At 67.9% G+C, this 25,317-nt stretch carries 24 protein-coding genes and 2 pseudogenes; 20 read left to right on the top strand and 6 right to left on the bottom strand.

Annotated elements, in window-relative coordinates; genetic code table 11:
* The first annotated feature begins 64 nt into the window (after positions 1 to 64).
* Positions 65 to 796: a GntR family transcriptional regulator gene (locus G406_RS45955; RefSeq protein WP_051341899.1), complete on the top strand. Its 732-nt coding sequence runs from the start codon at positions 65 to 67 to the stop codon at positions 794 to 796.
* Positions 797 to 1,156: 360 nt separating this feature from the next.
* Here G406_RS45955 and G406_RS0110140 read toward each other — a convergent pair whose 3' ends face one another.
* Positions 1,157 to 1,786, bottom strand: coding sequence for a TetR/AcrR family transcriptional regulator (locus G406_RS0110140; protein ID WP_028933739.1), 630 nt, complete (start codon positions 1,784 to 1,786; stop codon positions 1,157 to 1,159).
* A gap of 182 nt (positions 1,787 to 1,968) precedes the next feature.
* Between G406_RS0110140 and G406_RS45960 the strand changes: the two genes are divergently transcribed.
* From G406_RS45960 to G406_RS0110215, 15 genes are all read left to right on the top strand, one after another.
* Positions 1,969 to 2,775 (top strand): hypothetical protein, encoded by an 807-nt coding sequence (locus G406_RS45960; protein WP_156934768.1) that lies wholly within the window; start codon positions 1,969 to 1,971, stop codon positions 2,773 to 2,775.
* Positions 2,776 to 2,790: 15 nt separating this feature from the next.
* Positions 2,791 to 3,840: a hypothetical protein gene (locus G406_RS0110150; RefSeq protein ID WP_028933740.1), complete on the top strand. Its 1,050-nt coding sequence runs from the start codon at positions 2,791 to 2,793 to the stop codon at positions 3,838 to 3,840.
* Positions 3,837 to 5,408, top strand: a complete 1,572-nt coding sequence (locus tag G406_RS0110155) for a phytoene desaturase family protein (protein WP_037075954.1) — start codon at positions 3,837 to 3,839, stop codon at positions 5,406 to 5,408. Before G406_RS0110150 ends, G406_RS0110155 begins: the two co-directional genes overlap by 4 nt.
* Before the next feature lie 2 nt (positions 5,409 to 5,410).
* Positions 5,411 to 6,487, top strand: coding sequence for a phosphotransferase family protein (locus G406_RS0110160; protein ID WP_028933742.1), 1,077 nt, complete (start codon positions 5,411 to 5,413; stop codon positions 6,485 to 6,487).
* A gap of 275 nt (positions 6,488 to 6,762) precedes the next feature.
* Complete coding sequence (locus G406_RS0110165) at positions 6,763 to 7,425, top strand: ABC transporter permease (protein WP_245607072.1); 663 nt, start codon at positions 6,763 to 6,765, stop codon at positions 7,423 to 7,425.
* 69 nt (positions 7,426 to 7,494) lie between these two features.
* On the top strand, positions 7,495 to 8,235 hold the full coding sequence (locus tag G406_RS0110170; RefSeq protein WP_245607078.1) for an ABC transporter permease: 741 nt from the start codon (positions 7,495 to 7,497) through the stop codon (positions 8,233 to 8,235).
* A gap of 33 nt (positions 8,236 to 8,268) precedes the next feature.
* Complete coding sequence (locus tag G406_RS0110175) at positions 8,269 to 9,504, top strand: MlaD family protein (RefSeq protein WP_037075958.1); 1,236 nt, start codon at positions 8,269 to 8,271, stop codon at positions 9,502 to 9,504.
* Complete coding sequence (locus G406_RS0110180; protein WP_028933746.1) at positions 9,501 to 10,919, top strand: MlaD family protein; 1,419 nt, start codon at positions 9,501 to 9,503, stop codon at positions 10,917 to 10,919. Before G406_RS0110175 ends, G406_RS0110180 begins: the two co-directional genes overlap by 4 nt.
* 2 nt (positions 10,920 to 10,921) lie before the next feature.
* On the top strand, positions 10,922 to 12,199 hold the full coding sequence (locus G406_RS0110185) for an MlaD family protein (protein WP_028933747.1): 1,278 nt from the start codon (positions 10,922 to 10,924) through the stop codon (positions 12,197 to 12,199).
* A gap of 2 nt (positions 12,200 to 12,201) precedes the next feature.
* Entirely contained in the window at positions 12,202 to 13,620 is a 1,419-nt protein-coding gene (locus G406_RS45965; protein WP_156934769.1) for an MlaD family protein, read from the top strand.
* Positions 13,621 to 13,637: 17 nt separating this feature from the next.
* Positions 13,638 to 14,933 (top strand): MlaD family protein, encoded by a 1,296-nt coding sequence (locus G406_RS45970; RefSeq protein ID WP_051341903.1) that lies wholly within the window; start codon positions 13,638 to 13,640, stop codon positions 14,931 to 14,933.
* Positions 14,934 to 14,997: 64 nt separating this feature from the next.
* Positions 14,998 to 16,287: an MlaD family protein gene (locus tag G406_RS0110200; protein WP_028933748.1), complete on the top strand. Its 1,290-nt coding sequence runs from the start codon at positions 14,998 to 15,000 to the stop codon at positions 16,285 to 16,287.
* Positions 16,288 to 16,300: 13 nt separating this feature from the next.
* Positions 16,301 to 17,041 carry a hypothetical protein gene (locus G406_RS45975; RefSeq protein ID WP_051341905.1) on the top strand — a complete coding sequence of 247 codons (741 nt, stop codon included), beginning with the start codon at positions 16,301 to 16,303 and terminating at the stop codon, positions 17,039 to 17,041.
* Between the two features lie 8 nt (positions 17,042 to 17,049).
* Positions 17,050 to 17,643, top strand: coding sequence for a cytochrome c oxidase subunit 3 (locus G406_RS0110210; RefSeq protein ID WP_028933749.1), 594 nt, complete (start codon positions 17,050 to 17,052; stop codon positions 17,641 to 17,643).
* Positions 17,644 to 17,649: 6 nt separating this feature from the next.
* Positions 17,650 to 17,931: a cytochrome C oxidase subunit IV family protein gene (locus G406_RS0110215; protein WP_028933750.1), complete on the top strand. Its 282-nt coding sequence runs from the start codon at positions 17,650 to 17,652 to the stop codon at positions 17,929 to 17,931.
* On the opposite strand, the pseudogene G406_RS45980 reads toward G406_RS0110215, so the two are convergent.
* The 3 genes and pseudogenes from G406_RS45980 to G406_RS0110230 all read right to left on the bottom strand — a co-directional run bounded on the left by G406_RS45980 (position 17,924) and on the right by G406_RS0110230 (position 20,037).
* Positions 17,924 to 18,640, bottom strand: a pseudogene (locus tag G406_RS45980) (dienelactone hydrolase family protein). The gene G406_RS0110215 and the pseudogene G406_RS45980 sit on opposite strands and share 8 nt — an antisense overlap.
* A gap of 21 nt (positions 18,641 to 18,661) precedes the next feature.
* Positions 18,662 to 19,276 carry a dihydrofolate reductase family protein gene (locus tag G406_RS0110225; RefSeq protein WP_028933751.1) on the bottom strand — a complete coding sequence of 205 codons (615 nt, stop codon included), beginning with the start codon at positions 19,274 to 19,276 and terminating at the stop codon, positions 18,662 to 18,664.
* A 74-nt stretch (positions 19,277 to 19,350) separates the two neighbouring features.
* Positions 19,351 to 20,037 carry a TetR/AcrR family transcriptional regulator gene (locus G406_RS0110230; RefSeq protein WP_169736671.1) on the bottom strand — a complete coding sequence of 229 codons (687 nt, stop codon included), beginning with the start codon at positions 20,035 to 20,037 and terminating at the stop codon, positions 19,351 to 19,353.
* Positions 20,038 to 20,126: 89 nt separating this feature from the next.
* On the opposite strand from G406_RS0110230, the gene atpB reads away from it, so the two are divergent.
* Positions 20,127 to 20,831, top strand: a complete 705-nt coding sequence (atpB, locus tag G406_RS0110235; protein ID WP_028933753.1) for a F0F1 ATP synthase subunit A — start codon at positions 20,127 to 20,129, stop codon at positions 20,829 to 20,831.
* Positions 20,832 to 20,847: 16 nt separating this feature from the next.
* Here the strand turns inward: atpB and G406_RS0110240 are convergent, their stop codons facing one another.
* A complete protein-coding gene (locus G406_RS0110240) occupies positions 20,848 to 22,371 on the bottom strand; it encodes an HNH endonuclease signature motif containing protein (protein ID WP_156934771.1) in 1,524 nt (507 codons plus the stop codon).
* Between the two features lie 373 nt (positions 22,372 to 22,744).
* On the opposite strand from G406_RS0110240, the pseudogene G406_RS45985 reads away from it, so the two are divergent.
* The 3 genes and pseudogenes from G406_RS45985 (at position 22,745) to G406_RS0110260 (ending at position 24,865) form a co-directional block, all read left to right on the top strand.
* Positions 22,745 to 24,081, top strand: a pseudogene (locus tag G406_RS45985) (fatty acid desaturase).
* Positions 24,078 to 24,251, top strand: coding sequence for a rubredoxin (locus G406_RS0110255; RefSeq protein ID WP_028933756.1), 174 nt, complete (start codon positions 24,078 to 24,080; stop codon positions 24,249 to 24,251). The pseudogene G406_RS45985 and the gene G406_RS0110255 overlap by 4 nt, the downstream one beginning before the upstream one ends.
* Positions 24,252 to 24,268: 17 nt before the next feature.
* The gene (locus tag G406_RS0110260; RefSeq protein WP_051341907.1) at positions 24,269 to 24,865 is read left to right on the top strand and encodes a TetR/AcrR family transcriptional regulator; all 597 of its coding nucleotides are present in this window, start codon (positions 24,269 to 24,271) and stop codon (positions 24,863 to 24,865) included.
* Here G406_RS0110260 and G406_RS0110265 read toward each other — a convergent pair.
* The gene (locus tag G406_RS0110265) at positions 24,862 to 25,260 is read right to left on the bottom strand and encodes a cupin domain-containing protein (RefSeq protein ID WP_028933758.1); all 399 of its coding nucleotides are present in this window, start codon (positions 25,258 to 25,260) and stop codon (positions 24,862 to 24,864) included. The two genes, G406_RS0110260 and G406_RS0110265, sit on opposite strands and share 4 nt — an antisense overlap.
* Positions 25,261 to 25,317 lie beyond the last annotated feature (57 nt).

The raw sequence follows: 25,317 nt of genomic DNA on the forward strand, positions 1-25,317 counted from the left end.
TAATCGAACTGTCAATGAACTTTCGAAAGTTAGTCCGACTGTCGTATCTTGTTAGGGTGACGGCATGGTGAGCACGGCGAAGCTGACCCGCGCCGAGAGCGTGTACGCGCGACTGCGCGCCGACATCCTCGGCGGGCGGCTGGCGCCCGGGCAGCGGTTGAAGTTCCCTGAGCTGCTGGAACGCTACGGAACGAGCGTCGGCGCGGCACGTGAGGCGTTGACCAGGCTGGCCGCCGCCGGGCTGGTTCGTGCGCAGGCGCACCAGGGATACATGGTCATCCCGCTGTCCCACGAGGACCTCGCCGAGCTCACCCAGGCACGCGTGGAGATCGAGTCGATGGTGCTGCGGCTCTCCGTCCGGCACGGGGACCTGCGGTGGGAGGCCGAGGCGGTCGCGGCGCACCACCTGATGGAGCGCACGCCGTTCCTCGCCGACGACGATGCCGACCACCCGGCCGACAGCTGGTCCGCCGCGCACGCCGCGTTCCACCTGGCCCTGCTCGCCGGCTGCCCCAACCAGCGGCTCCTCGCGATGGCTCAGGGTCTTCGGGAGGAGGCCGAGCTGTACATGCACTGGTCGGTCTCGTTCGGGCGCGAACCCGACCGGGACGTCCGGGCCGAGCACCGGGCGATCCTGGACGCGGCCCTCTCCCGAGACGCGGACCTGGCCGGCAACCTGATAGCCGACCACATATCCCACACAGCCCGCCTCCTGATCACCTGCGCCCCAGACGCCCCCAACCCTCCCCTCGTGAGTGATGAGGGCGTCTACCCCGAAGGGGCGCCGAAGGCGTAGCCGGAGTGGGCACTCACGACAGCTTTTCCGTCGTGAGGGTCCAGTCCGGCTATAGGCGCCCTCATCACTCACGAGGGCACCCCGAGGCAGCGCAACTCTGTGCACGCGGTCGGGACCACGGCCGTCGTACCCGGCTTAGCCCGTGCCCGGCTTAGCCCGTGCCCGGCTTCAAGGCATCTCGGCTTCGCCGTCGACTCGTGAGTGGCAAGGGCGCCTATAGGCGCCCGGAGCACTCACGACGAAAAGCGTGTCGTGAGTGCTCCGAGCGCCTACGCCTTCGGCGCCGCTTCGCGGTAGACGCCCTTGCCGCTCACGATGGCGCCGCTTCGGGGTAGACGCCCTTGCCACTCACGGAGGGGGTCAGGTGAGGCGGGCTGCTGCTGTTACTGCTTCCGCGTCGGCTGGGGTCAGGCCCAGGGAGGCCAGGACGTGTCGGGTGTAGGCGTACTCGGAGCCCGCCTCGTGGTGGGCGGCGAGGATTTGGCGGATCAGTGCCAGCGCGCTGGAGATGACCGCGGTGAGCGTCACCTCCAGGTCCGGGATGACGAACCGTCCGCTGTCGATCCCGCGTTCCAGAGCGGCTCTGGCATACGGATGAATGGTCGTGTCGAACAGCGCATCGGCGCTGGACAGATTCACCAGAAGCTGGGCGAAATCGGGCTCTTCATAAGCCAATCGGATGAACCGGAAGCAGGAGATCGCCACGGCTTCGGCCGGATCACTGTCCGGAGCCGACGGCGTGCTCGCCGTCGCGGCGAGGTCGGTCAGGCTCTCCGTGACCACGGCCTCGACGAGCTCCTCCTTGGTGGAGAAGTGGTTGTAGAACGAGCCGAGTGCGACGTCGGCCCGCTCGGTGATCTCCTGAATCCGCAGGCCGGCGACGCCTCGCTCGGTGATCAGCATGCGGCCGGCGTCGAGCAGGCGTCGTCGGGTTCGTTCACGTTGCCGGTCGCCGCGGGTCGGACCGGTGCGTTGGGTTGCCTGCGCCACGGGCCCATTCTGCCACGTTCCGTGACCGCTGCCCGCCACGAATGAGTGTTTCCTCAGTCTTGAAAGTTCGTTCAGTCTGCCGTAGCTTCCTCCGTCAACGACAGAAATACGTTTCGTGACGGGAGAAGTGGATGCTGGCAGCGCTGCTCGGTGCTATCCCTCAACCTCCGGTTGATGACCCGATGCCCAAGACGGCCGAGACGATCTTCAATATCTTCATCTTCATTCCGCTCGGTATCGCACTGGCGGTGGCCGTCAGAAAGATCATCAAGGGTAATGGTCCGGTGTTGCTCTACTGCATCATCGGCGGAGCATTCGCGGCGACGATGGAACCGATCGTCGACGTACTGGGCCTGGTCTATCTCAAGGAAGTCAACGCGTTCGGGACCTTCACCGTTCTCGACCGCACCATGCCGCTCTACATCTGCTTCGTCTACCCCTGGTACGTGGGCGGGCTCGGATATCTGGCCTCCCGCCTGTTCCGGCGCGGCGTCACGATGAAGAACATGTTCGCGCTGTGGGCGCTGGACTGTGTCGTCGACATCTTCCTGGAGACCCCGGGAATCCTCGCCGGAACCTACCTCTACTACGGCCACCAGCCGTTCAACTTCTGGGGATTCCCGCTGTGGTGGGGATTCGTCAACCCGGTCATGCCGATGCTGGCCGGCGCGCTGATCTACCACCTGGAACCGCGGCTCGACAACGCCTGGAAGAAGCTGGCGATCATCGCGTGCATCCCGATGGCGGACGGCATCGCGAACGGCGCGGCCGCCTGGCCACTGTGGGCGGTGCTCAACCAGGACGACGTGTCCTACGTCTGGACCCACCTGGCCGCGCTCGTCGTGCTCGGACTCGCGCTGTTCTCGGTCTGGATCATCGGCCTGACCGTCGCGCGGCCCGCCGACCAGGTCCCCGACGAAACGCTCGGACAGAAGCTCAAAGCGCTCATCATCCCGACCTCGCCGGCCAAAACGACCGTCGACGCCTGAGGAGAAGAAACAGACATGCCGATCGGAATTCATCCCCCGGAGTCCGACCTGATCCTCCCGCTCCCCGCCGACGGCGAGCAGTGGGACCCGCATCTGATCCACACGCACTATTTCGGCTTCTCGATTCCGGAAGCGCGGATCGGGGCCTTCCTCTACGTGCGCTACCAGCCGGCGTTCCCGTTGTCCCAGGGCGGCGTGTGCATTTTCCAGGGAACGGACAACTTCGAGCCCACCGACATGGCGTTCATGGACTACGAGATCACCATGCCGTGGCCCGAGATCGACGGAAACAAGATCACCACGGCCAACGGCCTGTCGATCGAGTTCCTCGAGCTGGGCCGGGTCGCCCGCATCACCTACACGAGCAGCGACGGCTCGACGAGCGTGGACGTCACCGCCACCGCGGTCACCCCGCTGCTGGCCAGGGGCCACATCATGCCGGGCGAGGAGGACCACCACGCCGTCGGCAGCAAGTCGGGTGGCACCGAGCAGTTCATGCACATGACCGGTGAGCTGGTGCTGCACGGCGAACGCCACGCAATCGACTGTTTCGCGCCGAGGGACCGCTCCTGGCGCCAGGTCCGGCTGGAGACCCGGGGCGGTGCCACACCGGTCCCGCCGATCGGCTGGTCACCCATGTACTTCGGACCCGACCTCATCTTCAACCAGATCAGCTTCGAACCGCTGGACACCGACCCGGCGTGGGCCGGGCTGTACAACGTCGGCGACCGGCCGTCGCACCACTACGCGTGGATCCAGCTGGGCGACGAGACCCGGGCGATCACCTCGGTGCGGCGCAACGTGCTGGAGTACCACGACCGGATCCACCTGCCGGTCCGCCAGGAGATCACCGCCGTCGACGAGCACGGCGCCACCTACGGCTTCCACGGCGAGGCGATCGCCTGCGCGACGCTGCCCGCCTGGCCGAACACGTCGTTCCACGACAGCGTCTACCGCTGGGAGGACGAGCAGGGCCGCGTCGCCCATGCCACCTACCAGGAGCTGTGGTTCGACAAGTACCAGCGGCACATGAAGCAGCGCAGCGCACAGTTGGTGAGCAGATGAGCCACGACGTCATCGTCATCGGCGCCGGCCACAACGGCCTGACCGCCGCCGCCTACCTGGCTCGCGCCGGCCTGCGGGTCGTCGTCCTGGAGGCCTCGCCGACCTCCGGCGGCATGCTCGGCACCAACGCGATCTTCCCGAGCGCGCCGAACCACCTGATCAACGAGGGTGGCATCCAGGCGTCGATGTTCCGCTCGACGAGCATCATCAAGGACCTGGAGCTCGACCGGCACGGGCTGCGGCAGATCATCGCCGACCCGTTCCACGTGCACCTGGACCCGGACGGCTCGTCGCTCGCGTTCTGGAAGGACCCGGCGCGCACCGCCGAGGAGCTGAAGCGGTTCTCGCACAAGGACGCGCGTGCCTACCTGGAGTTCGCGAACCAGTGCGACGCGGCGATGGACCTGGCGCTGCCGTTCATGAACGGCCACCCGACCCGCCCGTCCGGCAAGGAGATCCTCAAGGCGATCCCGAAGGCGGTCCGGCGGCGCAAGGAGCTGACGCCGTTGATCAGCTTCCTGACCCGGTCGCACGCGGAGATCATCACCGAGCGGTTCGACACCCCGTTGCTGCAGGCGGCGCTGGCGTCGATGCCGCCGTTCTGCTGGATGACCCAGGACGGCACCGGCTGGGCGCTCATCTACGTGGCGATCTGTCACAAGCTGAACTCCTCCCGCATGGCGGGTGGCTCCGGGTCGCTGCCGGCCGCGATCCAGCGGTCGTTCGAGTCCTCCGGCGGCACGGTCCGGACCTCGGCGCGGGTCCAGGAGCTGCTGCTCGACGGCAACAACAAGATCACCGGTGTGCGGCTCGAAGGCGGCGAGGTGCTGCGCGCGCCGTACGTGCTGGCCTCGTGCAGCCCGAAGGCCACGTTGACCGACCTGCTGCCGCGCGGCGTCCTCGACGACACGATGCAGCGGCGCGCCGACGCGATCCCGATCGACACCGTCGAGGCGGCCTCACTCAAGATCGACGTGGCGCTCGACGGCCAGCTGACCTTGCCGAGACACCAGGCCTGGCGCAAGGACGATCTCAACCTGCGCGAGCCGATCATCGCCTGGCAGACGTTCGACGAGCACATCCGGGCCTGGGAGGACACGATCGCCGGCCGCTGGCCGGACCCGATCTGCGGTATCGGGATCATCCCGTCCGCGCTCGACCCGAGCCAGGCCCCGCCCGGCAAGGACACCTTCTGGTACTGGTCCGGCATCACTCCGGCGCACCCGACGGAGCCGTGGAAGGACGTGCGGGACAAGATCGGCGACCGCGCGCTCGGCGCCGCCGCCGAGATCTTCGAAGGTCTCGACTCGATGGTCATCGAGCGGCGGGTGTTCAACATCCCGGACCTGGAGACCCGCTTCAACGTGCCCGGCGGCAACGTCTACCACGTGGATCCCGCGCTGATGCGCATGGGACCGCTGCGTCCGGCCAGCGGTTTCGGTAGCTACCACACCCCCGTCGAGGGTCTGTTCCTCAGCGGCGCCGGCACCCACCCGACCGGCGGGATCAGCGGCATCCCGGGCCAGCAGTCGGCGAAGTGGCTGCTCAAGAAGATGGGGAAGAAGTAGCGATGGCGCTCACCAACAAGATCGATCCCGTCGAGGCGGCGATGAGTCTGACCCGCTGGTTGTCCGAGCGGATGCCCGAGGCGACCGGTCTGCGAGTGTCCGACGTCCGGGTACCGAGCTCGAACGGCCTGTCGACCGAGACCGTCCTGTTCACCGCGTCGTGGCAGCAGGGCTCACAGGCGATGGTTGCGCGGGTCCAGCCCGACGGCGAGGGCGTCTTCCCGTCCTACGACCTGGCCAAGGAAGCGGCGGTGATGCGCGCGCTGGCGGACAACACGCCGGTGCCGGCGCCCCGGGTCCTGTTCTACGAGGACGACCCCGCTGTACTGGGCGCCCCGTTCCTGGTGATGGAGCACGTCGACGGCCGGATCCCGTCGGACGACCCGCCGTTCACCGCCGCCGGCTGGGTCCTCGATCTGGAACCGGAGCAGCGGCTGGCGATGTGGGAGAACAGCCTGACCGTTCTCGCCGACATCCACGCCGCCGACCACCGAGAGCTCGGCCTACCCGAGGGCGGATTGCCCGAGCAGCTCGCCACCTGGGAGGACTTCTTCCGGTGGGCGAGCAAGGGCGAGCCGAACCCGACGATCGAGGCAGCGCTGGCCTGGCTGCGCGACAACCAGCCCGCCGATGACGAGAAGGTCCTGAACTGGGGTGACGCCCGGGTCGGCAACCTCATCTTCGGTGACGACCTCGGCGTCGGGGCGGTCCTCGACTGGGAGATGGTCACCCTCGCCAGTCGTGAGCAGGACCTCGGCTGGTGGCTGTTCCTCATGCGCCACCACACCGAGGGCATCGGACTGCCTCTACCCGACGGCATCCCCGATGCGGCCGAGACGGTCGCCTTCTACGAGAAGGTCGCCGGAACCCAGGCGCGCAACCTCGAGTACTACGAGGTCTTCGCCGGGACCCGGCTGGCGATCATCATGGTCCGTGCCGCGCACATGCTGATCGGTGTCGGCGCGCTTCCGCCGGACAACCCGATGGCGCTGAACAACCCGGCCAGCCAGCTCGTCGCGAAGCTGCTCGGCCTGCCCGCTCCGAGCGGGGACACCACGAGCTTCATCGGTAACCGCTGAGCCGAAAAAAAGAAATAACCGACAATTCATCGTAACTCCACCTCGGACCCTCTCGTTTGATTAATTGGATAGCGCGAATTGAGGAGATGGGTGGCATGGCTACATCTGTCGTGGCTCAATCTGTACCCAGGAATCAGAGTCGATGGGCCGGACTCGTACCCGGTCCGGTATACCGGCCCATCGAACTCGTGGGTGGATTGACCGATCTTGCCGGCAAAGTGCTCTACAGTGCCATCAGGCGCCCGCGAGGTTATTGGACCACTGCTCGGGACGAGATGTATTACGTCCTGCGGGTCGCCTGGTTCCCCATGGCGCTGGCGGTCTTCACGTTCGGACTCATGGTCGGGATCCTGGGGATCAACTTCACCACCCTGCTCGGCGCGAACAACCGGTACGGCCAGTACTTCTTCATCATCAATATCCGCGAATTCACGCCGTGGATCAACTCGATGGTCGTCGCGGGGATCGTCGGTGCCTCGATGTGTGCCGACCTCGGGTCCCGGAAGGTTCGCGAGGAGCTGGACGCGCTGGAGGTCCTCGGCGTCGAACCCGTCCGTGAGCTGGTACTTCCCCGGATCGTGTCGGTCACGCTGCTGACCCCGCTGCTGATGGTGGCCTCGCTGCTGATCGGCGTCGTGTGTTCCGCGGTGAGCTCGGTGACCTACGGAACTGTGCCCAGCGGCGAGTACTTCGCCACCGTGTACGCGAACCTGACCGTGGTGGAGATCGTCGTCGCGCTGCTCAAGAGCGCGATCATCGGCTTCGTCATCGGGGTGGTGTGTTCGTACATGGGCCTCAACGCCACCGGTGGTGCCTCCGGAGTGGGGAAGGCGGTGAACCGCGCGGTGGTCATCTCGTTCGCGCTCGTGTTCATCGTCGATTTCATCGTCAACCTCATCGCTCTCGGGTTCTATCCCGAGATGCAGACCGTTCGTTAAAGGGGTCGGGTCGTGACTGGCTCAATGGTGCGCCAAGGGGTTTCGGACAAACTGACCAAGTTGACCGAGATGGTGGTCTTCTTCGGTCAGGTCTTCGCCTCGGTCCCTCGGACCAGGAAGTACGCGAGCGAGGTACTCCGGCAGGCCGGGATTCTGATCCTGTCCAGTGGACTGATCATCTGGTTCATGGAGCTGCTCATCGGGGCCGTCTTCGCGGTCCAGGGGCACTACCTGACCAGGCAGTTCGGCGCCGGCGGCTACGTGGGGATCTTCCCGGCGCTCGGCGGCCTCCGTACCTGCGCACCGGAGATGTGGGGCTGGATCCTGGCCGCGAAGGTCGGCTGCGGCCTGGTCGCCGAGATCGGTTCGGCCCGGATCTCCGACGAGGTCGACGCGCTCGAGGTCATGGGCATCGAGTCGAAGCCGTACCTGATCGCCACCCGGTTGATCGCCGCCCTCATCGCCATGCCGTTCCTCTACATCGTGGGCCTGGGACTGCTCTACATCTCCTCCTGGTACATGGTGGTGCACGTACTGCACACGGTGTCCGAAGGCGGTTTCCTGACGATTCTGTGGGCATTCCAGAGTCCGTTGGATCTGCTTTTCTCGATGATCTGGACGATGGTGCTCGGTGCCATCGTCATTCTGGTCGGCTGTTACTACGGATACACCGCGAGCGGTGGTCCGGTGGGCGTCGGCCTGAACACCGCTAAGTCGATGGTCGTGAACATGGTGCTCGTCAGTGTCATCGGTCTTCTCGCGCAGCAGGCTTTCTGGGGCGGTTTTCCGAATGCGCCTATCGCCAACTAGCCGCATCGCTACACGTCCTTGGAAGGTCCGGAAATGAGCAACAAACTGACGTGGGTCGCCTTCGGGGTGGTCGGTGTCCTGGCTGTTCTCCTGGGTTTTGTCCTGGCTGGTCGATACAGCGGGGACGACTACACGGTCGTGCTTCCGAATGCGATCGGAGTCGTCGAGGGAACGCCCGTCCAAATCGCCGGACGGGACGTCGGAAACGTCACCGAGGTCACCGTCAAGAATGACAAGGCGATCGTCGGAATGCGTGTCGGTAATCTGCCCGCACCGTTGCGTACCGGCACCACGGTCACCGTGGAATGGCGCTCGGTGCTCGGTGAGCGCTACCTGCAGCTGCAGCCCGGCCCCGGTACGAACCCGGTGCTGCCGGCCGGCGCGATGATCCAGGCAGGCTCCTCGCAGGTGGTCGTCGAGGACCTCCTGGAGGCGCTCGACACCCCGACGCGCACCCACCTGGCATCGATGCTGCAGCAGCTGAACGTGACGATGGCCGGTCATCAGCAGGACTTCAACCAGACCCTGAAGGCGGCCGGCCCGTCGGTGCAGGCGGTCGGCTCGGTGCTGAAGGCTGTCGGCTCCGACGGTCAGGCCATCCGGACGGTGCTCGCTGACCTGCACAAAGTTACCTCTGTGCTCGCCGAGCGGCGAGGCAGGCTGTCCTCGACGGTCACCGACCTGAAGCAGCTCACCAGCACCGCCTCGGTCCACGAGCAGCAGCTCAGCGACAGTGTCGCCGAGCTGCCGGGCACTCTCGACTCGGTGAAGACGGCGCTGGACAAGGTGCCGGCCGCCGCGGACGCCACCGTCCCGCTGCTGGACGACCTGGCCCCGGCGACCGAACAGCTGCCCGGGCTGGCCGCCGACCTGAGCCCGATGCTGGACGACCTGCGCCCGAGTGTGAAGCTCCTCGGTCCGACGCTGGACGCCGCGGACGGGCTGCTCGACGTGGCCCCCGATTTCCTCGACACGTCCAGCCATGTCCTGCCGGTATTGCGGACCACACTGGACACCGCCAATCCGGCTGTTGCATTCCTGCGGCCCTATACCCCGGAGATCATGGGATTCCTCTCCGGGTGGGGCGGCGTCTTCTCTCCCTATGACTCCATGGGCCACATGGGTCACCCGATCGTTCCGGCGGGTCAGACCGCCAACAACAACGGCCCCAATGTGCAGACCCCGGGCGAGACCATCTCGCCGGTAATCCTGCCCGGCGCGATCGTGAACCAGCCGTGGGCCGACGCAACCGGGAGTGCCCCGCGATGAAACCTCGTCGATTTCTGGTGGCCGCGCTCGCGGTCGCAGTGATTCTGCTCGGCTGGCTCGCCTATGCGAAAACGCAGGACAATGCGCGGGCGACCGTCACGGCCGTGTTCGTCGATTCCAGCCCATTGGCGCCGGGGAACAAGGTGCAGCTCGACGGCGTCGAGGTGGGCACGATCTCCTCGATCAGCCTGGTCGGCGGCCAGTCCCACGTGCGGATGTCCCTGGACCGTTCGGTGCTGCCGCTGCACACCGACGCGACCGCGAAGATCCAGCCGGTGAGCCTGCTGGGTGAGCGGTTCATCGCGCTCGGCCAGGGAACGCCGTCCGCCCCGGTCCTCGCGCAGCCGATGGTCATCCCGGCGAGCCGGACCGGTTCGTCGGTGGACCTCGACGACCTGCTCAACACGCTCAGCGACCCGACCTCGACGGCGCTGGCCGCGACGGTGACCACGCTGGGCCAGGGGATCGCGGGCCAGGGTGACTCGGTCGCCAAGGCGCTCACCGTCGCGCAGCCCTCGCTGCACCAGGCCGACCAGCTGTCCCGGCTGCTCGACCAGCAGAACTCGTTGCTGACCAACCTCATCGTGGCGGCGCAGCGCAACGCCACCGCGTTCGCGCAGCCGCTGGACTCGCTGGTCGGTTCCGCGCGGCAGTCCCTGGGTGCCGTTGCCGCGAACCGGCAGGCACTCGACGGTGCCGTCGGTGACCTGCCCAGCACATTGGCCAGCGCCCGGCGCACGCTGGGCAACCTGGGCACGATGGCCGACAACACCACCGACGTACTCGCCGGGGTCCGGCCGCTGACCGACAACCTGGTCGACGCCAGTGGCGAGCTGAGCGACTTCGCCGATGCCGCGAAGCCGGCGCTGAACGCGGCGCCCGACGCGCTCGACCGGCTCGACCACCTGCTGGACGAGGCACGTCCGGTGATCCACGACCTGAAGCCGGCGGCCGGTGATCTGCGGTCGGTCGGCACGTCGCTCAACACGCTGAGCAACCAGATCCTCACCCACGACAAGGGCGTGCCCAGCCAGCTGGAGAACGCCATGACCGGCCTGGCCAACTGGGCCATGACGACCACCGGCTACGACGGGCTCGCCCATTACTTCCGTGCCGTCGTGGTCGCGTCGCCGTCGACCGTCGGCACGACGCTGCTCGGCCCGCTGCCCCCGGTCGGCAAGAACCAGCCGTTCAACCCGGTCCGCGACGACCCCAGCGGACAGAGCGGCTACCCGCCCACGAAGCCGTTGCCGTTCGTCCCGACGCTGCCGAACCCCGACGGTGCCGAGAACGGCGGCCACGCCCCGAAGAACGAGCCTCGAACGAGGCCGGAGCCGGAGCCGGGCAACGCGACCGGGCTGACCCCGAAACAGGAGTCGAACATGTTCGACCAGCTCCTCGGCGGAGGCAACTGATCATGGCTCCGACCAAGGAATCAGCCCGCAACTTCACCAAGGGCCTCGGCACCGTCGTCGTCGCCGCGATGATCGGCTACCTGGCGTTCACCGCGAACGAGGGCCGTCTGCCCGGAGCGCCGGTCACCACCGTCAAGGCGGAGTTCGACGACGTCGGGCAGCTGCAGCCCGGCTCGGAGGTCCGGCAGAACGGGATCGTCGTCGGGCAGGTCTCGGCGGTGCAGCTGGTCAACGGCAAGCCGCTGGTCACGATGGACACCCACGACGGCGTCCCGATGTACCGGGACGGCTACGCCGGTATCTGGGACCAGTCGGCGCTGGCCCAGAAGTACGTCGAGCTGCGCCCGGGCAACCCGGCCAGCGGGTTGCTCGGGACGGCGACACTGCCGGTCCGCCAGACCGAGTCCACGCACGACGTGGTCGCCCTGCTCGACGTGTTCGACCCGGCCACCCGCGCCGCGTTCGGCAACTCCATGCGGCAGCTCGGCGGCCTGGCAGGCTACGGCCCCGGTCTGCACGACTTCGTCGCGGCGGCACCCGGAGCTCTGACCGACCTCGGAACGATCAGCACCACGCTGGTGTCGCAGCGGACCGACCTGCCCAGTCTGCTGCGCACCTCGGACCGGCTGTCCGAACGCTTCAACGGCCGCCAGCAGCAGATCACCGAGCTGCTGCACCAGACCGACGAGACGCTGCAGGCGCTGGGCGTCGACGGCGGCAAGCCGCTGAGCGACACCGTCGCCCAGCTGCCCACGACGCTGAAGGCCGCGCGGACCGCTCTGGACGACGCCGACGCCCCGCTCGCCGACCTCGCCTCGGCCACCGGGAGCCTGCGCTCCGGCGCCGGTGCGCTCGGCCAGGCAACCCCCGATCTGCGGGGAACCTTCCGGGACGCACGCGCGCCACTGCGCCAGGTCCCCGACGTCGTCGACGACGCGAAACCGGCGGTGGACGACCTGTCCGACACGCTGTCCGACGCTCGCGGGTTCACCCCGAAGCTGGCCGACGGGCTGTCCTCGGCGGCGCCGCCGCTGAAGGTGCTGGCGCCCTACAGCCGCGACATCGGCACCCTGATGACCAACGTCGGCCGCCTGTTCACCAACCACGACGGCTGGGAGCACCGGCTGCGCCTGATGGTCGACGCGCCCGAGGCGAACACCGTGCTGCCGAACCAGGTCAAGGACGCCAACAACCCCTACCCCAAGCCCGGTGAGGCGTTCCGTGACCGGGACAAGAACGGCGGCCTGATTCCCGGCGATCCCGGTCGTGGAGGGAAGTGACCATGAGGACTTCAGAACTCTTGCTCCGCCGACCGGCACTGACCGGTCTGGTGCTGATCGGGGTCGCCGCGGTCATCGCGGTCCTGCTGTTCCAGCGTTCGGCGATCGTCACCGCGCTGGAGCCGGGGGAGACGCTGACCGTTCAGCTCGCCAGGGACTACAAGGTCGCGCCGTACGGCACGGCCGTGAAGATCGCCGGCACGAAGGTCGGGGTCGTGCAGAGCGTCGACTCCGACACGGGCGGCCCGGTCGAGATGACGCTCAAGCTGGACCACGGCACCCGGGCGCTGCTCGGCACCGAACCGAGGGTCGTGATCCGGCCGGCCACCGTGCTCGGCGGTTCGTACTACGTGCAGCTGTATCCCGGTGGCGCGCCGGGCACCTCGGCGACCGACGTCGTCCCGGTGCAGCGCACCAGCCTGCCGGTGGAGCTGGACGAGCTGCTGTCCGCGATCCCGCCGGACGCGCAGCACGGCCTGCAGGGCATGACCGAGCGGCTCGACAGCACGTTGAAGGCGGGCGCGGGCAACGATCTCAACCAGCTGCTCGCCGACGCACCGGCGGCACTGCGGCCGACGGGTGAGGTGGCCGACGCGCTGCGCGGGCTCAACAAGGACACCGACCTGGCGACGATGGTCACCAACCTGGACCGCACCGCCAAGGTGCTGTCGGAGAGCCCCGGGCAGCTGGGCTCCATCGCCGACTCGCTGGCGAACGTCTCGAAGACGTTCGGGACGAACGCGTCCCCGGTGGACCGGACGATCACGACGATGCCGGAGACGTTGCGGGCCACCCGCACCGGAGCCGACGACCTCGCCGTGACGCTGGACAAGGTCACCGACACCGCGGATGACGCCCGCCCGACGGTCAAGGAGCTGGACCCGCTGCTGCACGACCTGCGCCCGGCGATCGCCGACCTTCGGCCGGTCGTCGCCGATCTGCGGCCGCTGCTGGAGGACGCCGAGCCGCTGGTCCGCCAGCTGGAGCCGACCGTGGGAACGGCCACCGACGTGCTCGACGACCTCAAGGGGCCTGTGCTGGACCGGGTCAACGGCCCGATCCTGGGTTCGCTCAACACCGAATGGCACGGGCTGGCGCCGAAGTACCCGAACGGCGGCGGTGACGGGCAGAAGTTCTACCAGGAGATCGGCTACACCTTCGCGCACCTGGCCGACTCGGTCCGCTACTACGACGCCACGTCGCACCTGCTCGGCTTCCAGGTCGGCGCCGGTTCCACGTCCGTCGAGGGAACCGGGATCACCGCGCAGCAGCTGCAGGACTACCTGTCCGAGTTCCCCGGCAAGCCCGGAAGCCACGGACCGCCGCTGAAGGTCGGGCCTGAGCTCAAGAACGGCGTTCCGCTCCCTGATCCGGGCATCAAGCCGCCCGTGCTCGACCTCGACAAAGGACCGGTCCGATGAATGCTGCTGGTGCAACGATGAGGCAGCGGTGGCAGCGCCTGCGGACCGTGCCGGGACTCGGCCGGGACGTCAGCGCGGTGGTGGCGCTGGTCGTCGTCGGGCTGGTCGCGGGCGGGATCATCCTGTCGCAGATGAACCTGACCGCGCCGTGGGCTCAGCGGTTCACCTTCAAGATCGAGTTGGCCGACGCGGTCGCGGTGAGCCCGGGCAACTCCCAGGAGGTGCGGATCGCCGGGGTCGAGGTCGGCCAGATCGTGGCCAGCGAACCGACCGCGCACAACACCTCGCTGGTGACGCTGTCGATCGAGCCCGGTCACCCGATCTACGACAACGCCCGCGCGGTGCTGCGGTCGGTCAACCCGCTCAACCAGATGTACGTGACGCTGCAGCCCGGTGGGCCACCCGGGCATCTGATCCCGTCCGGCGGTGTCCTGCCGGTCACCCAGACGTCCCGGCCGATCCAGCTGGACGAGGTGTTCTCGAAGTTTGACGACCACAGCAGGGCAGCGCTCACCCAGCTGCTCGCCGAAGCGGACAACGCGCTGGTCAACGCGCCGAAGACGCTGCCGGTGGACCTGAAGGCGGCGGACACCTCGCTGGAGACGCTGCGTCCGGTCATGGAACGGCTGCAGACCCGCAGCGACAACCTCCGGGGCCTGATCGGCGCGCTGTCCCAGCTGTCCGCGGCGCTGGGCAGCAACGACGGGCGGCTGCGTGACCTGGTCGCCTCCACCCAACAGACCCTGGGGGTGCTCGCCCAGCGCGACGGTGACCTCGGCGAGGCGCTGCGCCAGCTGCCCGACACCACCGCCGCGCTGCACCACGGGCTGGACAGCACGTCCAAGCTGACCCACGAGCTCAACCCGACCCTGGACGACATCCGGGAGGCCTCGACGGCACTGCCCGACGCACTGTCCGACGTGCGCGACATGGTCGGCCCGCTGCGCGACACCACCGACGCCGCGCGCGACGTCGTGTCCAAGGCCCGCCCGGTCGTGTCCGACCTGCGGCCGCTCACCGACGACCTGCGCGACGCGGTCGACGAGCTGCAGCCGGTCAGCCACTGCCTCGACGACGTGACGTCGAAGGTCGCGCCGTGGATGTACGACCTCGGCGGCTTCTTCTACAACACGAACTCGGTGTTCAGCACCCGCGACGGCATGGGCACGTGGGGCCGGGGCCACCTGACGATCGCCACCAACGGTCCGACCGGTGTGCTCGCGCCCGGCGAGCGGGACAGCAACACCTACCAACAGGGAGGCAGCCCGTTGGGGCCGTATCCCGCCATCGGAAGCGGGAGCTGCCACCGATGAACGCCTTCCCGAGTCCTGGCCCTGCCGGTCGTTTCGCCGTGTGTCCGAGTGGGAGCTGCCACCGATGACTTCGCATTCGTCGTTCCGCAACCTCACGCTGCTCGCGTTCTTCGCGGCGTGCCTCACGTTCCTCGGCTACCTCTACGCCCAGGCCGGGGGCTCCCTGCCCGGTCTGGGCGGTAGGGACTACACGGTCTCGTTCGACACCGAGACGCTCAACAACCTCGTCGAGTACGCCGACGTGCAGATCGCCGGCGTCCCGGTCGGCAAGGTCGGACGGCTCGAGCGCATGTCGCCGGACCGCATCCGCGTCCCGCTGCGGATGGACGAGGTGGCGACGCCGCTGCACCAGGGCGTCACCGCGCAGATCAGCGAGAAGTCCCTCGCCGGCCAGCCGGTCGTCGTGCTGGTGGACGGAACCGGCCCGGCGCTGCCGGACGGCACCGTCCTGCCGGCGGCCTCGGTCAAGGACTCGGTCCAGTTGCGCGACGTGCTGGCCAGCCTCGACAAGCCGACCCGCGACTCGCTCGGCGGCGTCATCCGTTCGCTTGGCCAGTCCACCGACGGCCGCCGCGACGACATAGCCGCGCTGGCCGACGGCCTGTCCGGCTTCGGCGGCGGCGGCGCCACCGCGTTGCGTGCGGTCGCCGAACAGTCCAGCGACCTGGAGGCCATCTCCCAGCAGCTCAACCAGGTCTTCGACTCGCTGGACGTGGGACGCGGACAGATCGTGGACCTGGTCTCGACCGCCGACCGGCTGAGCTCGGCCACGGCGCGGCAGCGCCCCGCGCTGGAGGCGAGCATGCGCAAGCTGCCTGCCGTCCTGACCAGCGCCACCCAGGCCAGCGACGGTGTCTCGCGCATCGCGCACTCGCTGTCCCCGGTGGCGGCCGATCTGCACCGCGCCGCACCGGACCTCAACGATGCGCTCGACCAGCTCCCGGAGACCAGCTCGGACCTGCGCGGACTGATGCCCAGCCTGCACGCCGTCCTCGACCACGCGCCGGACACGCTGGACCGGGTGCCGGACTTCGGGCACGAGGCGCGGGAGTTCTTCCCGCCGGCCACCGGCGTGCTGCGCGACCTCAACCCGGCGCTGCGTTACCTGAAGCCCTACGGCCTGGACATCGCGCAGTTCTTCGCCAACTTCGGCGCCGCGGTCACCCACTACGGAGACGACGGCGAGGCGTGGGTCTACGTCCGGCCGCACGTGTCCGCGATCAGCGCACGCCCCAGTCCGGTTGTGCTGCCCCAGTCGTTGTTCCCGTCGAACCCGTATCCCGCACCCGGCGGCATGGTCGATCTCAAGCCGTTCGTAGGGAAGTACCCCAGGCTGGAGCGCGACGGTGAGTGAGCGAAGGAGAGACATGAACGCACGCAACCAACGGCTGTGCGCCTGGAGCGGCCCGGCCATGATGGTGGTCTTCGGAATCGGCTTCTGGGGCATCGCCGGGCTCATCCCGCCGCCGTCGCCGTCGATGCCGGCAGCGGAGCTGGCCCGTTTCCTCACCGAGAACCAGGTCCGCATCCGGCTCGGCCTGGTCCTGTCGATGCTCGGTGCCGCGCTGGGATTCGCCTTCCCGGTGGGCATCCTGCTGCAGATGCGGCGCATCGAGGGTGAGTCGTCGCCGCTCGCGTACATCCAGCTCATCGGGGGTCTGCTGACGCCGGTGCTGTTCATCTTCCCGATGTTCGCGATGGCGGCCGCCGCTTACCGGCCGGAGACCCGGTCCCCGGAGATCACCCAGGTGATCAACGACTTCGGCTGGCTGGCCCTGGTCGGCTTCGGCGGTCCGGCGATCCTGCAGAGCATCGTGATCGCGCTCGCGGTGTTCGGCGACCGTCGTCCGGAGCCGGTGTTCCCGCGCTGGGTGGGCTACTTCAACGTGTGGGTCGCGCTGTTGTTCCTGCCCGGTCTGCTGGTGATCTGCTTCCACCAGGGGCCGCTGGCGTGGAACGGCGTGTTCGCGTTCTGGGTCCCGCTCAGCGTGTTCGGTGCCTGGTTCGCCGTCATGGCCGCCGTACTGCTGCGGGCGATCGGCCAGGAGGAACGCGAGCTCGACTCCGTCGACGGACCGGTTGGCCTCGGTCAGCCGCAGTCCGCCTGAGGCCGGGGATGTCCGTCATCTCGCGCCGGACCGAACCTCAGCGAGCCCAGAGCCGCCACACCCCCGGTGAGGAGGGGGTGTGGGTCTTCATCCTCGGCGACATGGTGGTGTTCGCGGTCTTCTTCGCGACCTACCTCTTCTACCGGGGCCAGCAGCCCGACCTGTTCATCACCGGGCAGCAGACACTGAGCCAGACCTACGGCGTGATCAACACGCTGTTGCTGCTCACCAGCTCGCTGTTCGTCGTGATGGGAGTCCGAGGGCTCCGCTCCCGAGCCCGCGTGGCGCCGTGGCTGTTCGCGGCGTCGATGGTGTGCGGGTTCGGGTTCGCGGTGGTGAAGTTCCTGGAGTACAGCGCGAAACTGGCCGCGGGCGTCACCCCGGCCACCAACGACTTCTACATGTACTACTTCGTGCTCACCGGGCTGCACTTCTTCCATCTGCTGCTGGGCATGGTCGTGCTCGCGTTCCTGGTTCGCCTGGCCAGGAAGCCGGTGCTCACCGACCGGCAGTTCGGCTTCGTCGAGGGCGGCGCGTGCTTCTGGCACATGGTCGACCTGCTGTGGATCGTCCTGTTCCCGCTCCTGTACCTGATCAAGTAGGCATCGATGACCACTCTCAACGTGCTCCTGCGCACCCGGATCACCGTGGTCTGGGTGGCGCTGGTCGCGGCGACGCTGCTGTCGTTCTGGCTGGGCACCGACCACGGGCTGTCCTCCACCGAGGCGCGCACGATCCTCATCCTGGTGGTGGCTTTCGTGAAGGTCCGGTTCGTCGGCCTGTACTTCATGGAGCTGCGCGCCGCGCCGGTCGTCCTGCGGAGCCTCTTCGAGGGCTACTGCCTGCTGGTCTGTGTCGTCCTGCTCGGCCTGTATCTCGGGGTCAGCTGAACGTCTCGTCGAACAGTTCGAGCATCGCCCGCCACGACCGCCGCGCGGACAGTTCGTCGAACCGCAGGCCGGGGACCTCGACGCGATCGGCCTGCGGGTGGGTGAAGCTGTGCTGCGCTCCGCCGTACAGGTTCATCCGCCAGTCGACGCCGGCAGCGGTCATCTGCTCCTCGAACACCAGCCGCTCGCCGGTCGAGATCAGCGGATCGTCGGTGCCGATACAGACGAGCACCGTGCCGGTGATGTTGCCCGCGTCCAGCGGCCGGGTCGTCGCCAGCCGGGGATGGAACCCGACCACGGCCGCCAGGTCGGTGCCGCTCCTGGCCAGCTCCAGCACCAGGTGCCCACCGAAGCAGTACCCGATCGCCGCGACCTTGCCGGGGTCCGCGCGCGGCTGGGCGAGCAGGATGTCCAGGCCGGCGCGAGCGATGCCGCGGGTCCGTTCCGGGTCGTGCCACAGGCCGTCGAGCCGGGCGATCATGGCCGCACGGTCGGTCATGACCGTGCCGCCGCCCTGCTAGTCGAGCGCGAACGCGACGTAGCCCAGCTCGGCGAGCTCATCCGCCCGGTGCCGTTGATGATCGTCGAGCCCCGGGCCCTCGTGCGCGATGAGCACCGCGGGACGGCGGCCCTCCCCGTCCGGCAGGGTCAGCCGTCCGACCATCGTCTTGCCGTCGGCCCGGTACTCGATCTCTCTCGCGGTGGTCATGACCAACGTTATAGCGCTGGGCTACCGTCCGTCCGGCACCTGGTCCTTGACCTCGTCGTAAGCGACCTTCGCGGGTGCCTCGGTAGGTGCGTAGATCACCCGGATCACGCCCGTCGGGTACACCTCGGTAGCCGTCACCTTCAGGTGGTACGGGACGTCGCCGTCGTCGAAGAGCTTGCGGCCCTTGCGCGCGGCCACGGGATGGACCAGCAGGCGGAGCTCGTCGATCAGCCCCGCGGCCAGCAACTGCTGTACGACGGAGATCGAGCCGGCGACGAGGATTGCGCTGACGTCCTCGTCGGCCTTGAGTGCGGCGACCGCTTCGACGAGGTCGCCGTCGAGCAGCTCCGAGTTACGCCAGGAGAACTCGAGCGGCTGACGAGAGACGACGATCTTGCGCATGTCGCCGAGCTGCGTCGCGAACGGCGCGTCCGCCCCGCCCTCTACCTCTCGGACCGGCCACGCCCCGGCGAAGCTGTCGTAGGTCTCGCGGCCGATGAGCAGCACCGCGGTCGCATCGTAATCTTCGCTGACCGCGCGACCCATGTTCTCGTCGAAGTACGGGAAGTGCCAGCCCGGGTCGATCTCGGCGATGCCGTCGGCCGAGACGAACAGACTCGAGATGATCTTTGCCATTGCTGTGGGCTCCGTTCGAAGCGAGTGATGTCGGTAGGTAGACCAGCGAGACGCTGAAATCTCATCGGGCGGGCTCACGACTCGGGAAGCAGGCCGTCGAGGTTGAGCCGGAGTATCCGCGCCAACCTGTCATCGATCGAATCGCCGGGCTGGAGCCCGACTCCGGTCAGCGCGGCCGCGAGGTGGGGATAGGAGCCGTCGCGGGTCATGTGCCGCAGGTACGCCGCTTGCGCGAGGGCGAAGTCCTCGTCGAGGACCCCGCCCAGCCGTTCCTGCTGCGCGTGCATCCGCACGATGCCGGTGAGCGTTCCGAGAGCTTCCATCTTCGCCGAGGCAGGAGCCGGGTGACCGGACATCCGGGTGAGGACGCCCTCCACGATCCCCACGACCCGAGGGCCGAGCCCGGGGCGTAGCGCGATCGCGTCGACGAGCCACGGGCGAGCCCGGAACAACGCCAGCTGCCGCAGGTAGTCGGCCACGAGATCCGCTCTCCAGTCGCCGGTGTCCGGAGCCGGCTCGTACTCGCAGAAGGCCTGGTCGATCATCAGGTCGAGCAGGTCATCGCGCGTCGACAGATGCCGATACAGCGTCGCCGCGCCGGTCCCCAGCTCGTTCGCCACCCGCCGCATGGTGACCGCCGCCAGACCGTCGGCATCGGCGATCGCGATCGCCGCGGCGGTGATCTGCTCACGGCTCAGCTCGGCCGGTCGTCCCGTGGTCGCCTCGACCACGGGCCGCATCCAGATCAGTTCGTGAGCCACGCCAGTCCTCTCCATTGCGAACGCCGTACGCTAACAGCTATGGTCGTTTGCGAACGTCGTTCGCAAACTAGGCTGAAGGGCGCGACCGAATGATCATCGAGCCTGGCCACCACTCGACGTTCGAGTTCCTCGGACTGACCTTCAACACCGACACCCTGATCGGCACCGGCGCGGCCGGGTCGATCGTGCTGGGCGCCGGTCTCCACATGGCCCGCCACGCGAGCGCCGGGCGGCCGAGCAAGCTGCAGCTGCTGTTCGAGACGTTCGTCGAGTGGGTCCAACACCAGGTGGCCGAACAAATGGGCGTTCGGGCGCCCCGTGGTGTCGTACAGCTGGGTGTCACGACGTTCGCGTTCCTCCTGATCGCCAACTGGTTGGCGGCATTACCCACCGAGTCGGTCGTGCCGTCGCCGACCGCGGACGTCAACCTCGTCTACCCGATGGCCCTACTGGTGATCATCTGGGTGCACGTGGTGAGCATCCGGAGTAAAGGCGTCAGGGGCTACTTCCGCCACTTCCGCGAGCCCTACGCGTTCCTGGCCCTCAACGAGTTCGTCATCCAGTACTTCGGTCGCCCGGTGTCGCTCGCCCTGCGGTTGTGGGGGAACATGTTCGCCGGCGGCCTGATGGTCATGGTCGTCGGCCGGTTGCCCGCCTACGTGCTGTGGCTGCCGACCGCGGCGTGGAAGCTGTTCGACATGTTCATCGGCCTGCTCCAGGCACTGATCTTCACCGTCCTCATGATCATCTACTTCGGCGAGGCGGTCGCCGACGGCGAGGAGACGTCACGCTGAACCAGGCTGCCGCTGGTCAGAAAGGTGGCGGCTCGTCGTCGGGTGTGGAGGGTGGTGGGGTGATGACCGGGTCGCCCCGGGTCCGGTAGGTCTGGCCGAATGGGCTGGTCCAGCGGAACTGGCCTGGTGTGGGTTGTTGGAGGCGCCATCGGCCTCGGGTTTTGAGGTCGTGGTCGTGGGCGCAGAGTTGGCCGGCGTTGGTGTCGGTGGTGGGGCCGCCGTGGTGGAAGTCGATGGTGTGGTCGAACTCCGATTCCCGGGCTGGGCGGCGACAGCCTGGGCCGAGGCAGCCGCGGTCGCGGATCTGGCTGTAGAGCCGGAGTGCGGCGACCGGGAAACGACGTTCGGGTCGGGAGTTCAACGTCGTGCGGGTGTCGGACCAGGCGTCGCACTGGGCCGCGATGTCGGCGATGACTCGTTCCCACCCCGGCGGCGGGTTCTGCACCAGCTGGGCGAGCAGCGCGGCGGTGAGTTGTAGTTCGACCGTGCCACCGGCACGCCCTCGGGTGGCGTGGGTCGGGCGGGAGCGCAGGACCCCGGGCACCGGGAGGTAGCCGTGTTCGTCGCACACGGCGAAGGTCCACGACCCGCCCCGCTGCTGCAGAACGGTGCGGCGGGTGTTGGCGGCCAGGATCGGTCCCCAGCCCGGTAGCTCGCCCGGGCGGTCGCTGAGGTCGAGCAGGGTGGCGAGCTCGGCGCGGACCTCGATCCCTTGGGGCTTTCCCGCCGATGCCTCGCCCCGGAAGTGCGCGATGATCGCGGCGCGGTCCAGGCCGTGCAGGGTGCCGTCGAGTAGCCCGCAGAACACGTCCGCGCGAATCTGATCCACCCGCGCCGGACACCCAGCCCGCTTGATCGCCTGGGCCAGAGCATTGACCCGAGTACACGCGGCGGCCATGTCCTCCGGAGCGATACCCGAGGCGGAGAGAGTCGCGGTGCCGTCCTCGTTCAAATACCCGACCACGCTGCGGCGGTCGAACGCCTTCTCATAGAGGTCCTGGGCACGGTCGGGGTCGGAGCCGATGACCAGCTTGCGCAGATAGGCGGCCAGCTTCCCAGTCGTCCATGGCGGAGTCTTCGGCAACACCGCCTGACAGATTTCGGCGCGCCGGGCCTCGGGGAGATCAGCCAGGTAAGTAGCGAAGATGCGGGCTTTGGGCAGATCGATACACCCCGAATCCAGGGCATCGAACACCAACGGCAGGCACGAGAGCAGCAGCCAGGAGAAATCCAACTCCGCATCCGACTTACGCCGAGTCCACGACAACGCCACCCGCAACTCATCCGCCACATAGCGGCCCGGCTCGGCCACCAACGCGACCTCACGCGGATCAGCCTCGGGGTCACGCCCACCCAACGCGGCAATGTCCGCCGCCAACTGAGCAGCAACATGCGCCTGCAACCGATACCGAGCTTTCAGCACCTCAACAAGGTCACCGTTGCACACCGAGGACCGATCAACCCGAGCCAGGGCAGCGGCGAGTTCCGGGCCTGGCGCCATCGACGCCAACCCCTCCGGAACCACACCAGCCGCTGCCACAACCCAGACGCTACGGCCGACCCCCGACAAAAACCGGCGCCAGAGACTAGACCAAAAGGGTGATATATCCAGGCCAGGAAGCTACACACGCACAAAACACGCAACCGCCTACGGCGTGCACGCACACCACCCCCATCCCCGCGATCCTGGCCAGCACTTGGCGTGGCCGCCCGCTGTCAACCCTGAAACCTCGCCCCCGAACTACGCGCAACCAGGAACCCGCGCGAGGCCGGCGCCAGCCGGGGGTTGATAGCGGGCGGCCACGCCAAGCACACTCGACGGCCAGCGGGGATGACACCAAACAACCTCTTGTCGCAAATATGTACAACAGCTACGCTTCTGTAAACCAAGCCGGCAGAGGGAGCGAAGAAGAATGACAGTGGAGTCAGAACCGACGCGAACGACGACAGAATGGCGAGACGGCAAGCGCTACCTGTGGATCCTCGGCGCGATCATCCCGCTGCTACCGCTCGCCAGCTGGGGTCTGGCGGCGAGCACGGGTATCGAGGCGTTCTGGTACTTCACCCTCGTCTTCCTCTTCGTCCTCGTCCCGCTGGTGGACCTCGTCGTCGGAACGGACAAGAACAACCCACCGGACGAGGCGGTCAAGAGCCTGGAGGAGGACCGCTACTACCGCTGGGTCACCTACGCGTTCATTCCGGTCCAGCTGGGCGTCCTGGTCTGGGGCATGTGGATGCTCGGCAGTCTCGACGTGACGGCCAGGATCGGCCTGGCGCTCGGCCTCGGCGTGGTCGCCGGCATCGCGATCAACACCGCCCACGAGCTGGGTCACAAGAAGGAACAGCACGAGCGCTGGTTCGCCAGGATCGCGCTGGCCCAGACGTTCTACGGCCACTTCTACATCGAGCACAACCGAGGCCACCACGTCCGCGTCGCGACCCCGGAGGACCCGGCCAGCTCACGCATGGGCGAGACCGTGTGGGGATTCCTGCCGCGCACCGTACGGGGCAGCCTGACCAGCGCATGGAGCCTGGAGAAGAAGCGACTCGCCCGCCTGGACCAGTCGCCGTGGACGCTGCGCAACGACGTCCTCAACGCGTGGGCCATGTCGGTCGTGCTGTGGGGCGGCCTGGTGATCGCGTTCGGCGTGGGCATCCTGCCGTACCTGGTGCTGCAGGCGCTGGTCGGAATCTGGCTGCTGGAGACGATCAACTACCTCGAGCACTACGGCATGCTGCGCCAGCAGACCGCGTCCGGGCGCTACGAGCGGGTCAACCCCAGCCACAGCTGGAACTCCAACAACCTCGGCACGAACGTGCTGCTCTACCACCTGCAGCGGCACAGCGACCACCACGCGAACCCGACCAGGCGCTACCAGGCGCTGCGTGACTTCGCCGAGTCGCCGGTGCTGCCCACCGGGTACGCCGGGATGATCGTGCTGACTTGGGTACCGGCCATCTGGCGTTCGGTCATGGACAAGCGTGTCGTCGCGCACTTCGACGGCGACCTGACCAAGGCGAACCTGCAGCCGAGCAAGCGCGACCGCATCCTCGCCCGGTACGGGGTCGCGGCATGAGCAGGTTCCGCTGCCCCAACTGCGACTACGTCTACGACTCCGAACGCGGCGAGCCCCGCGAGGGCTGGCCGGCCGGCACACCGTTCGACCAGATCGACCCGGACTGGTGCTGCCCCGACTGCGGCGTCCGCGAACAACAGGATTTCGAAGCTCTCGAAGGAGCGAACTCATGAAGGTCTGGCGTTGCGAGGTCTGCGGCTTCGAGTACGACGAGGCGCAGGGCTGGGCAGAGGAAGGCATCGCGGCGGGCACCCGCTGGGAGGACATCCCGGACGACTGGAGCTGCCCGGACTGCGGTGCGTCGAAGGAAGACTTCGAAATGGTCGAGGTCACCCGCGTCTAGGCAGATAGCCTCGAGGCATGAGCACCGACGCCGCGACCTTCCGGGACACCGTGCGGTCCCTGCTGCGGGACAGACTGCTCGACGCCGCCGCCGCGATCACCTCGTCGGAGGGGTGGACGGCGGTGACGATGAGCAAGCTGGCCGACGAGGTCGGGGTCAGCAGGCAGACGGTCTACAACGAGTTCGGTTCGAAGCCGCGCATCGCCGAGGAGCTGGTGATGCGCGAGCTCGGCCGGTTCCTGGAGCTGGTGCGCGATCGCATCCGAGCCCAGAGCACGGTCGTCGAGGCGGTCCGCGCCGCGTGCGAGGGCGCATTGCAGACCGCCGCCGACAACCCGCTGGTCAAGTCCATTCTCGACTCGGCGCACACCGGCGGCAGCGACCTGCTGCCGCTTCTCACGACGCACTCCCAAGGTCTGATCGAGCGGGCGACCGAAGCGGTCGCCGAGGGCCTCGGCTCGGCGGGACTGAGCACGGGACTCGAACCGGCGCGCGAACGCATGGTGCTGGACTCCGTCGTGCGCATGGTTCTGAGCCACGTCATGCAACCGTCGGGCTCGCCGGCCGAGACGGCCGACGGCATCGCCTGGATCGCCGCCCAGCTTGTGCGTTAGCCCCTGGGAAGCCGCGCGTCGGCCTTCGCGGCCAGCTCCTCCTCGCTCACCATGGTGATCATCTCGACGTCCGGTGCGCAGAGCATCACCACGAGGAACCTGCTGTTCCGATCGTCCAGAAGGTTCGCGGCGGTGTAGTGGATGACGTCGCCGCCCGGCTCCCAGAACGCCTCGCCCTGCTTGATCACGTAGGGCGCCGCACCCTCCAGCTCGAAGAGCATCTCGCCCTCCAGCATGTAGCCGAAGACCGGTCCGGAGTGGCGGTGCGGGCCGAGGCCCGGGTCGCCCGGCGGCAGGTCGAGGATACGGGTCATCACGTGCGAGCCCTGGGGGATGAACGGTGGCACGACCTGCTGCAGGTCGGTGCCGGTCATCCTGGTGGTGATCGTTGCCATGTCCATCAGGCTAGGTTCGACCGCCGCCGTTCTCGCGGGCCAATCCCGAGGAGAACG

This window comes from Actinospineispora spinosispora DSM 44797, from assembly GCF_000429025.1.
Lineage (GTDB): Bacteria > Actinomycetota > Actinomycetes > Mycobacteriales > Pseudonocardiaceae > Pseudonocardia > Pseudonocardia spinosispora.

What these genes read in the sequence shown, in the direction of transcription:
- G406_RS0110215 (WP_028933750.1), top strand. Translation starts at nt 17,650, where the DNA reads ATGACCACTCTCAACGTGCTCCTGCGCACCCGGATCACCGTGGTCTGG.
- G406_RS0110180 (WP_028933746.1), top strand. Translation starts at nt 9,501, where the DNA reads ATGAAACCTCGTCGATTTCTGGTGGCCGCGCTCGCGGTCGCAGTGATT.
- G406_RS45960 (WP_156934768.1), top strand. Translation starts at nt 1,969, where the DNA reads ATGCCCAAGACGGCCGAGACGATCTTCAATATCTTCATCTTCATTCCG.
- G406_RS0110175 (WP_037075958.1), top strand. Translation starts at nt 8,269, where the DNA reads ATGAGCAACAAACTGACGTGGGTCGCCTTCGGGGTGGTCGGTGTCCTG.
- G406_RS0110150 (WP_028933740.1), top strand. Translation starts at nt 2,791, where the DNA reads ATGCCGATCGGAATTCATCCCCCGGAGTCCGACCTGATCCTCCCGCTC.
- G406_RS0110200 (WP_028933748.1), top strand. Translation starts at nt 14,998, where the DNA reads ATGACTTCGCATTCGTCGTTCCGCAACCTCACGCTGCTCGCGTTCTTC.
- G406_RS0110165 (WP_245607072.1), top strand. Translation starts at nt 6,763, where the DNA reads ATGTATTACGTCCTGCGGGTCGCCTGGTTCCCCATGGCGCTGGCGGTC.
- G406_RS0110185 (WP_028933747.1), top strand. Translation starts at nt 10,922, where the DNA reads ATGGCTCCGACCAAGGAATCAGCCCGCAACTTCACCAAGGGCCTCGGC.
- G406_RS0110210 (WP_028933749.1), top strand. Translation starts at nt 17,050, where the DNA reads ATGTCCGTCATCTCGCGCCGGACCGAACCTCAGCGAGCCCAGAGCCGC.
- atpB (WP_028933753.1), top strand. Translation starts at nt 20,127, where the DNA reads ATGATCATCGAGCCTGGCCACCACTCGACGTTCGAGTTCCTCGGACTG.
- G406_RS0110265 (WP_028933758.1), bottom strand. Translation starts at nt 25,260, where the DNA reads ATGGCAACGATCACCACCAGGATGACCGGCACCGACCTGCAGCAGGTC.
- G406_RS0110155 (WP_037075954.1), top strand. Translation starts at nt 3,837, where the DNA reads ATGAGCCACGACGTCATCGTCATCGGCGCCGGCCACAACGGCCTGACC.
- G406_RS45970 (WP_051341903.1), top strand. Translation starts at nt 13,638, where the DNA reads ATGAGGCAGCGGTGGCAGCGCCTGCGGACCGTGCCGGGACTCGGCCGG.
- G406_RS0110255 (WP_028933756.1), top strand. Translation starts at nt 24,078, where the DNA reads ATGAAGGTCTGGCGTTGCGAGGTCTGCGGCTTCGAGTACGACGAGGCG.
- G406_RS0110225 (WP_028933751.1), bottom strand. Translation starts at nt 19,276, where the DNA reads ATGGCAAAGATCATCTCGAGTCTGTTCGTCTCGGCCGACGGCATCGCC.
- G406_RS0110260 (WP_051341907.1), top strand. Translation starts at nt 24,269, where the DNA reads ATGAGCACCGACGCCGCGACCTTCCGGGACACCGTGCGGTCCCTGCTG.
- G406_RS0110170 (WP_245607078.1), top strand. Translation starts at nt 7,495, where the DNA reads ATGGTGGTCTTCTTCGGTCAGGTCTTCGCCTCGGTCCCTCGGACCAGG.
- G406_RS45955 (WP_051341899.1), top strand. Translation starts at nt 65, where the DNA reads ATGGTGAGCACGGCGAAGCTGACCCGCGCCGAGAGCGTGTACGCGCGA.
- G406_RS45965 (WP_156934769.1), top strand. Translation starts at nt 12,202, where the DNA reads ATGAGGACTTCAGAACTCTTGCTCCGCCGACCGGCACTGACCGGTCTG.
- G406_RS45975 (WP_051341905.1), top strand. Translation starts at nt 16,301, where the DNA reads ATGAACGCACGCAACCAACGGCTGTGCGCCTGGAGCGGCCCGGCCATG.
- G406_RS0110160 (WP_028933742.1), top strand. Translation starts at nt 5,411, where the DNA reads ATGGCGCTCACCAACAAGATCGATCCCGTCGAGGCGGCGATGAGTCTG.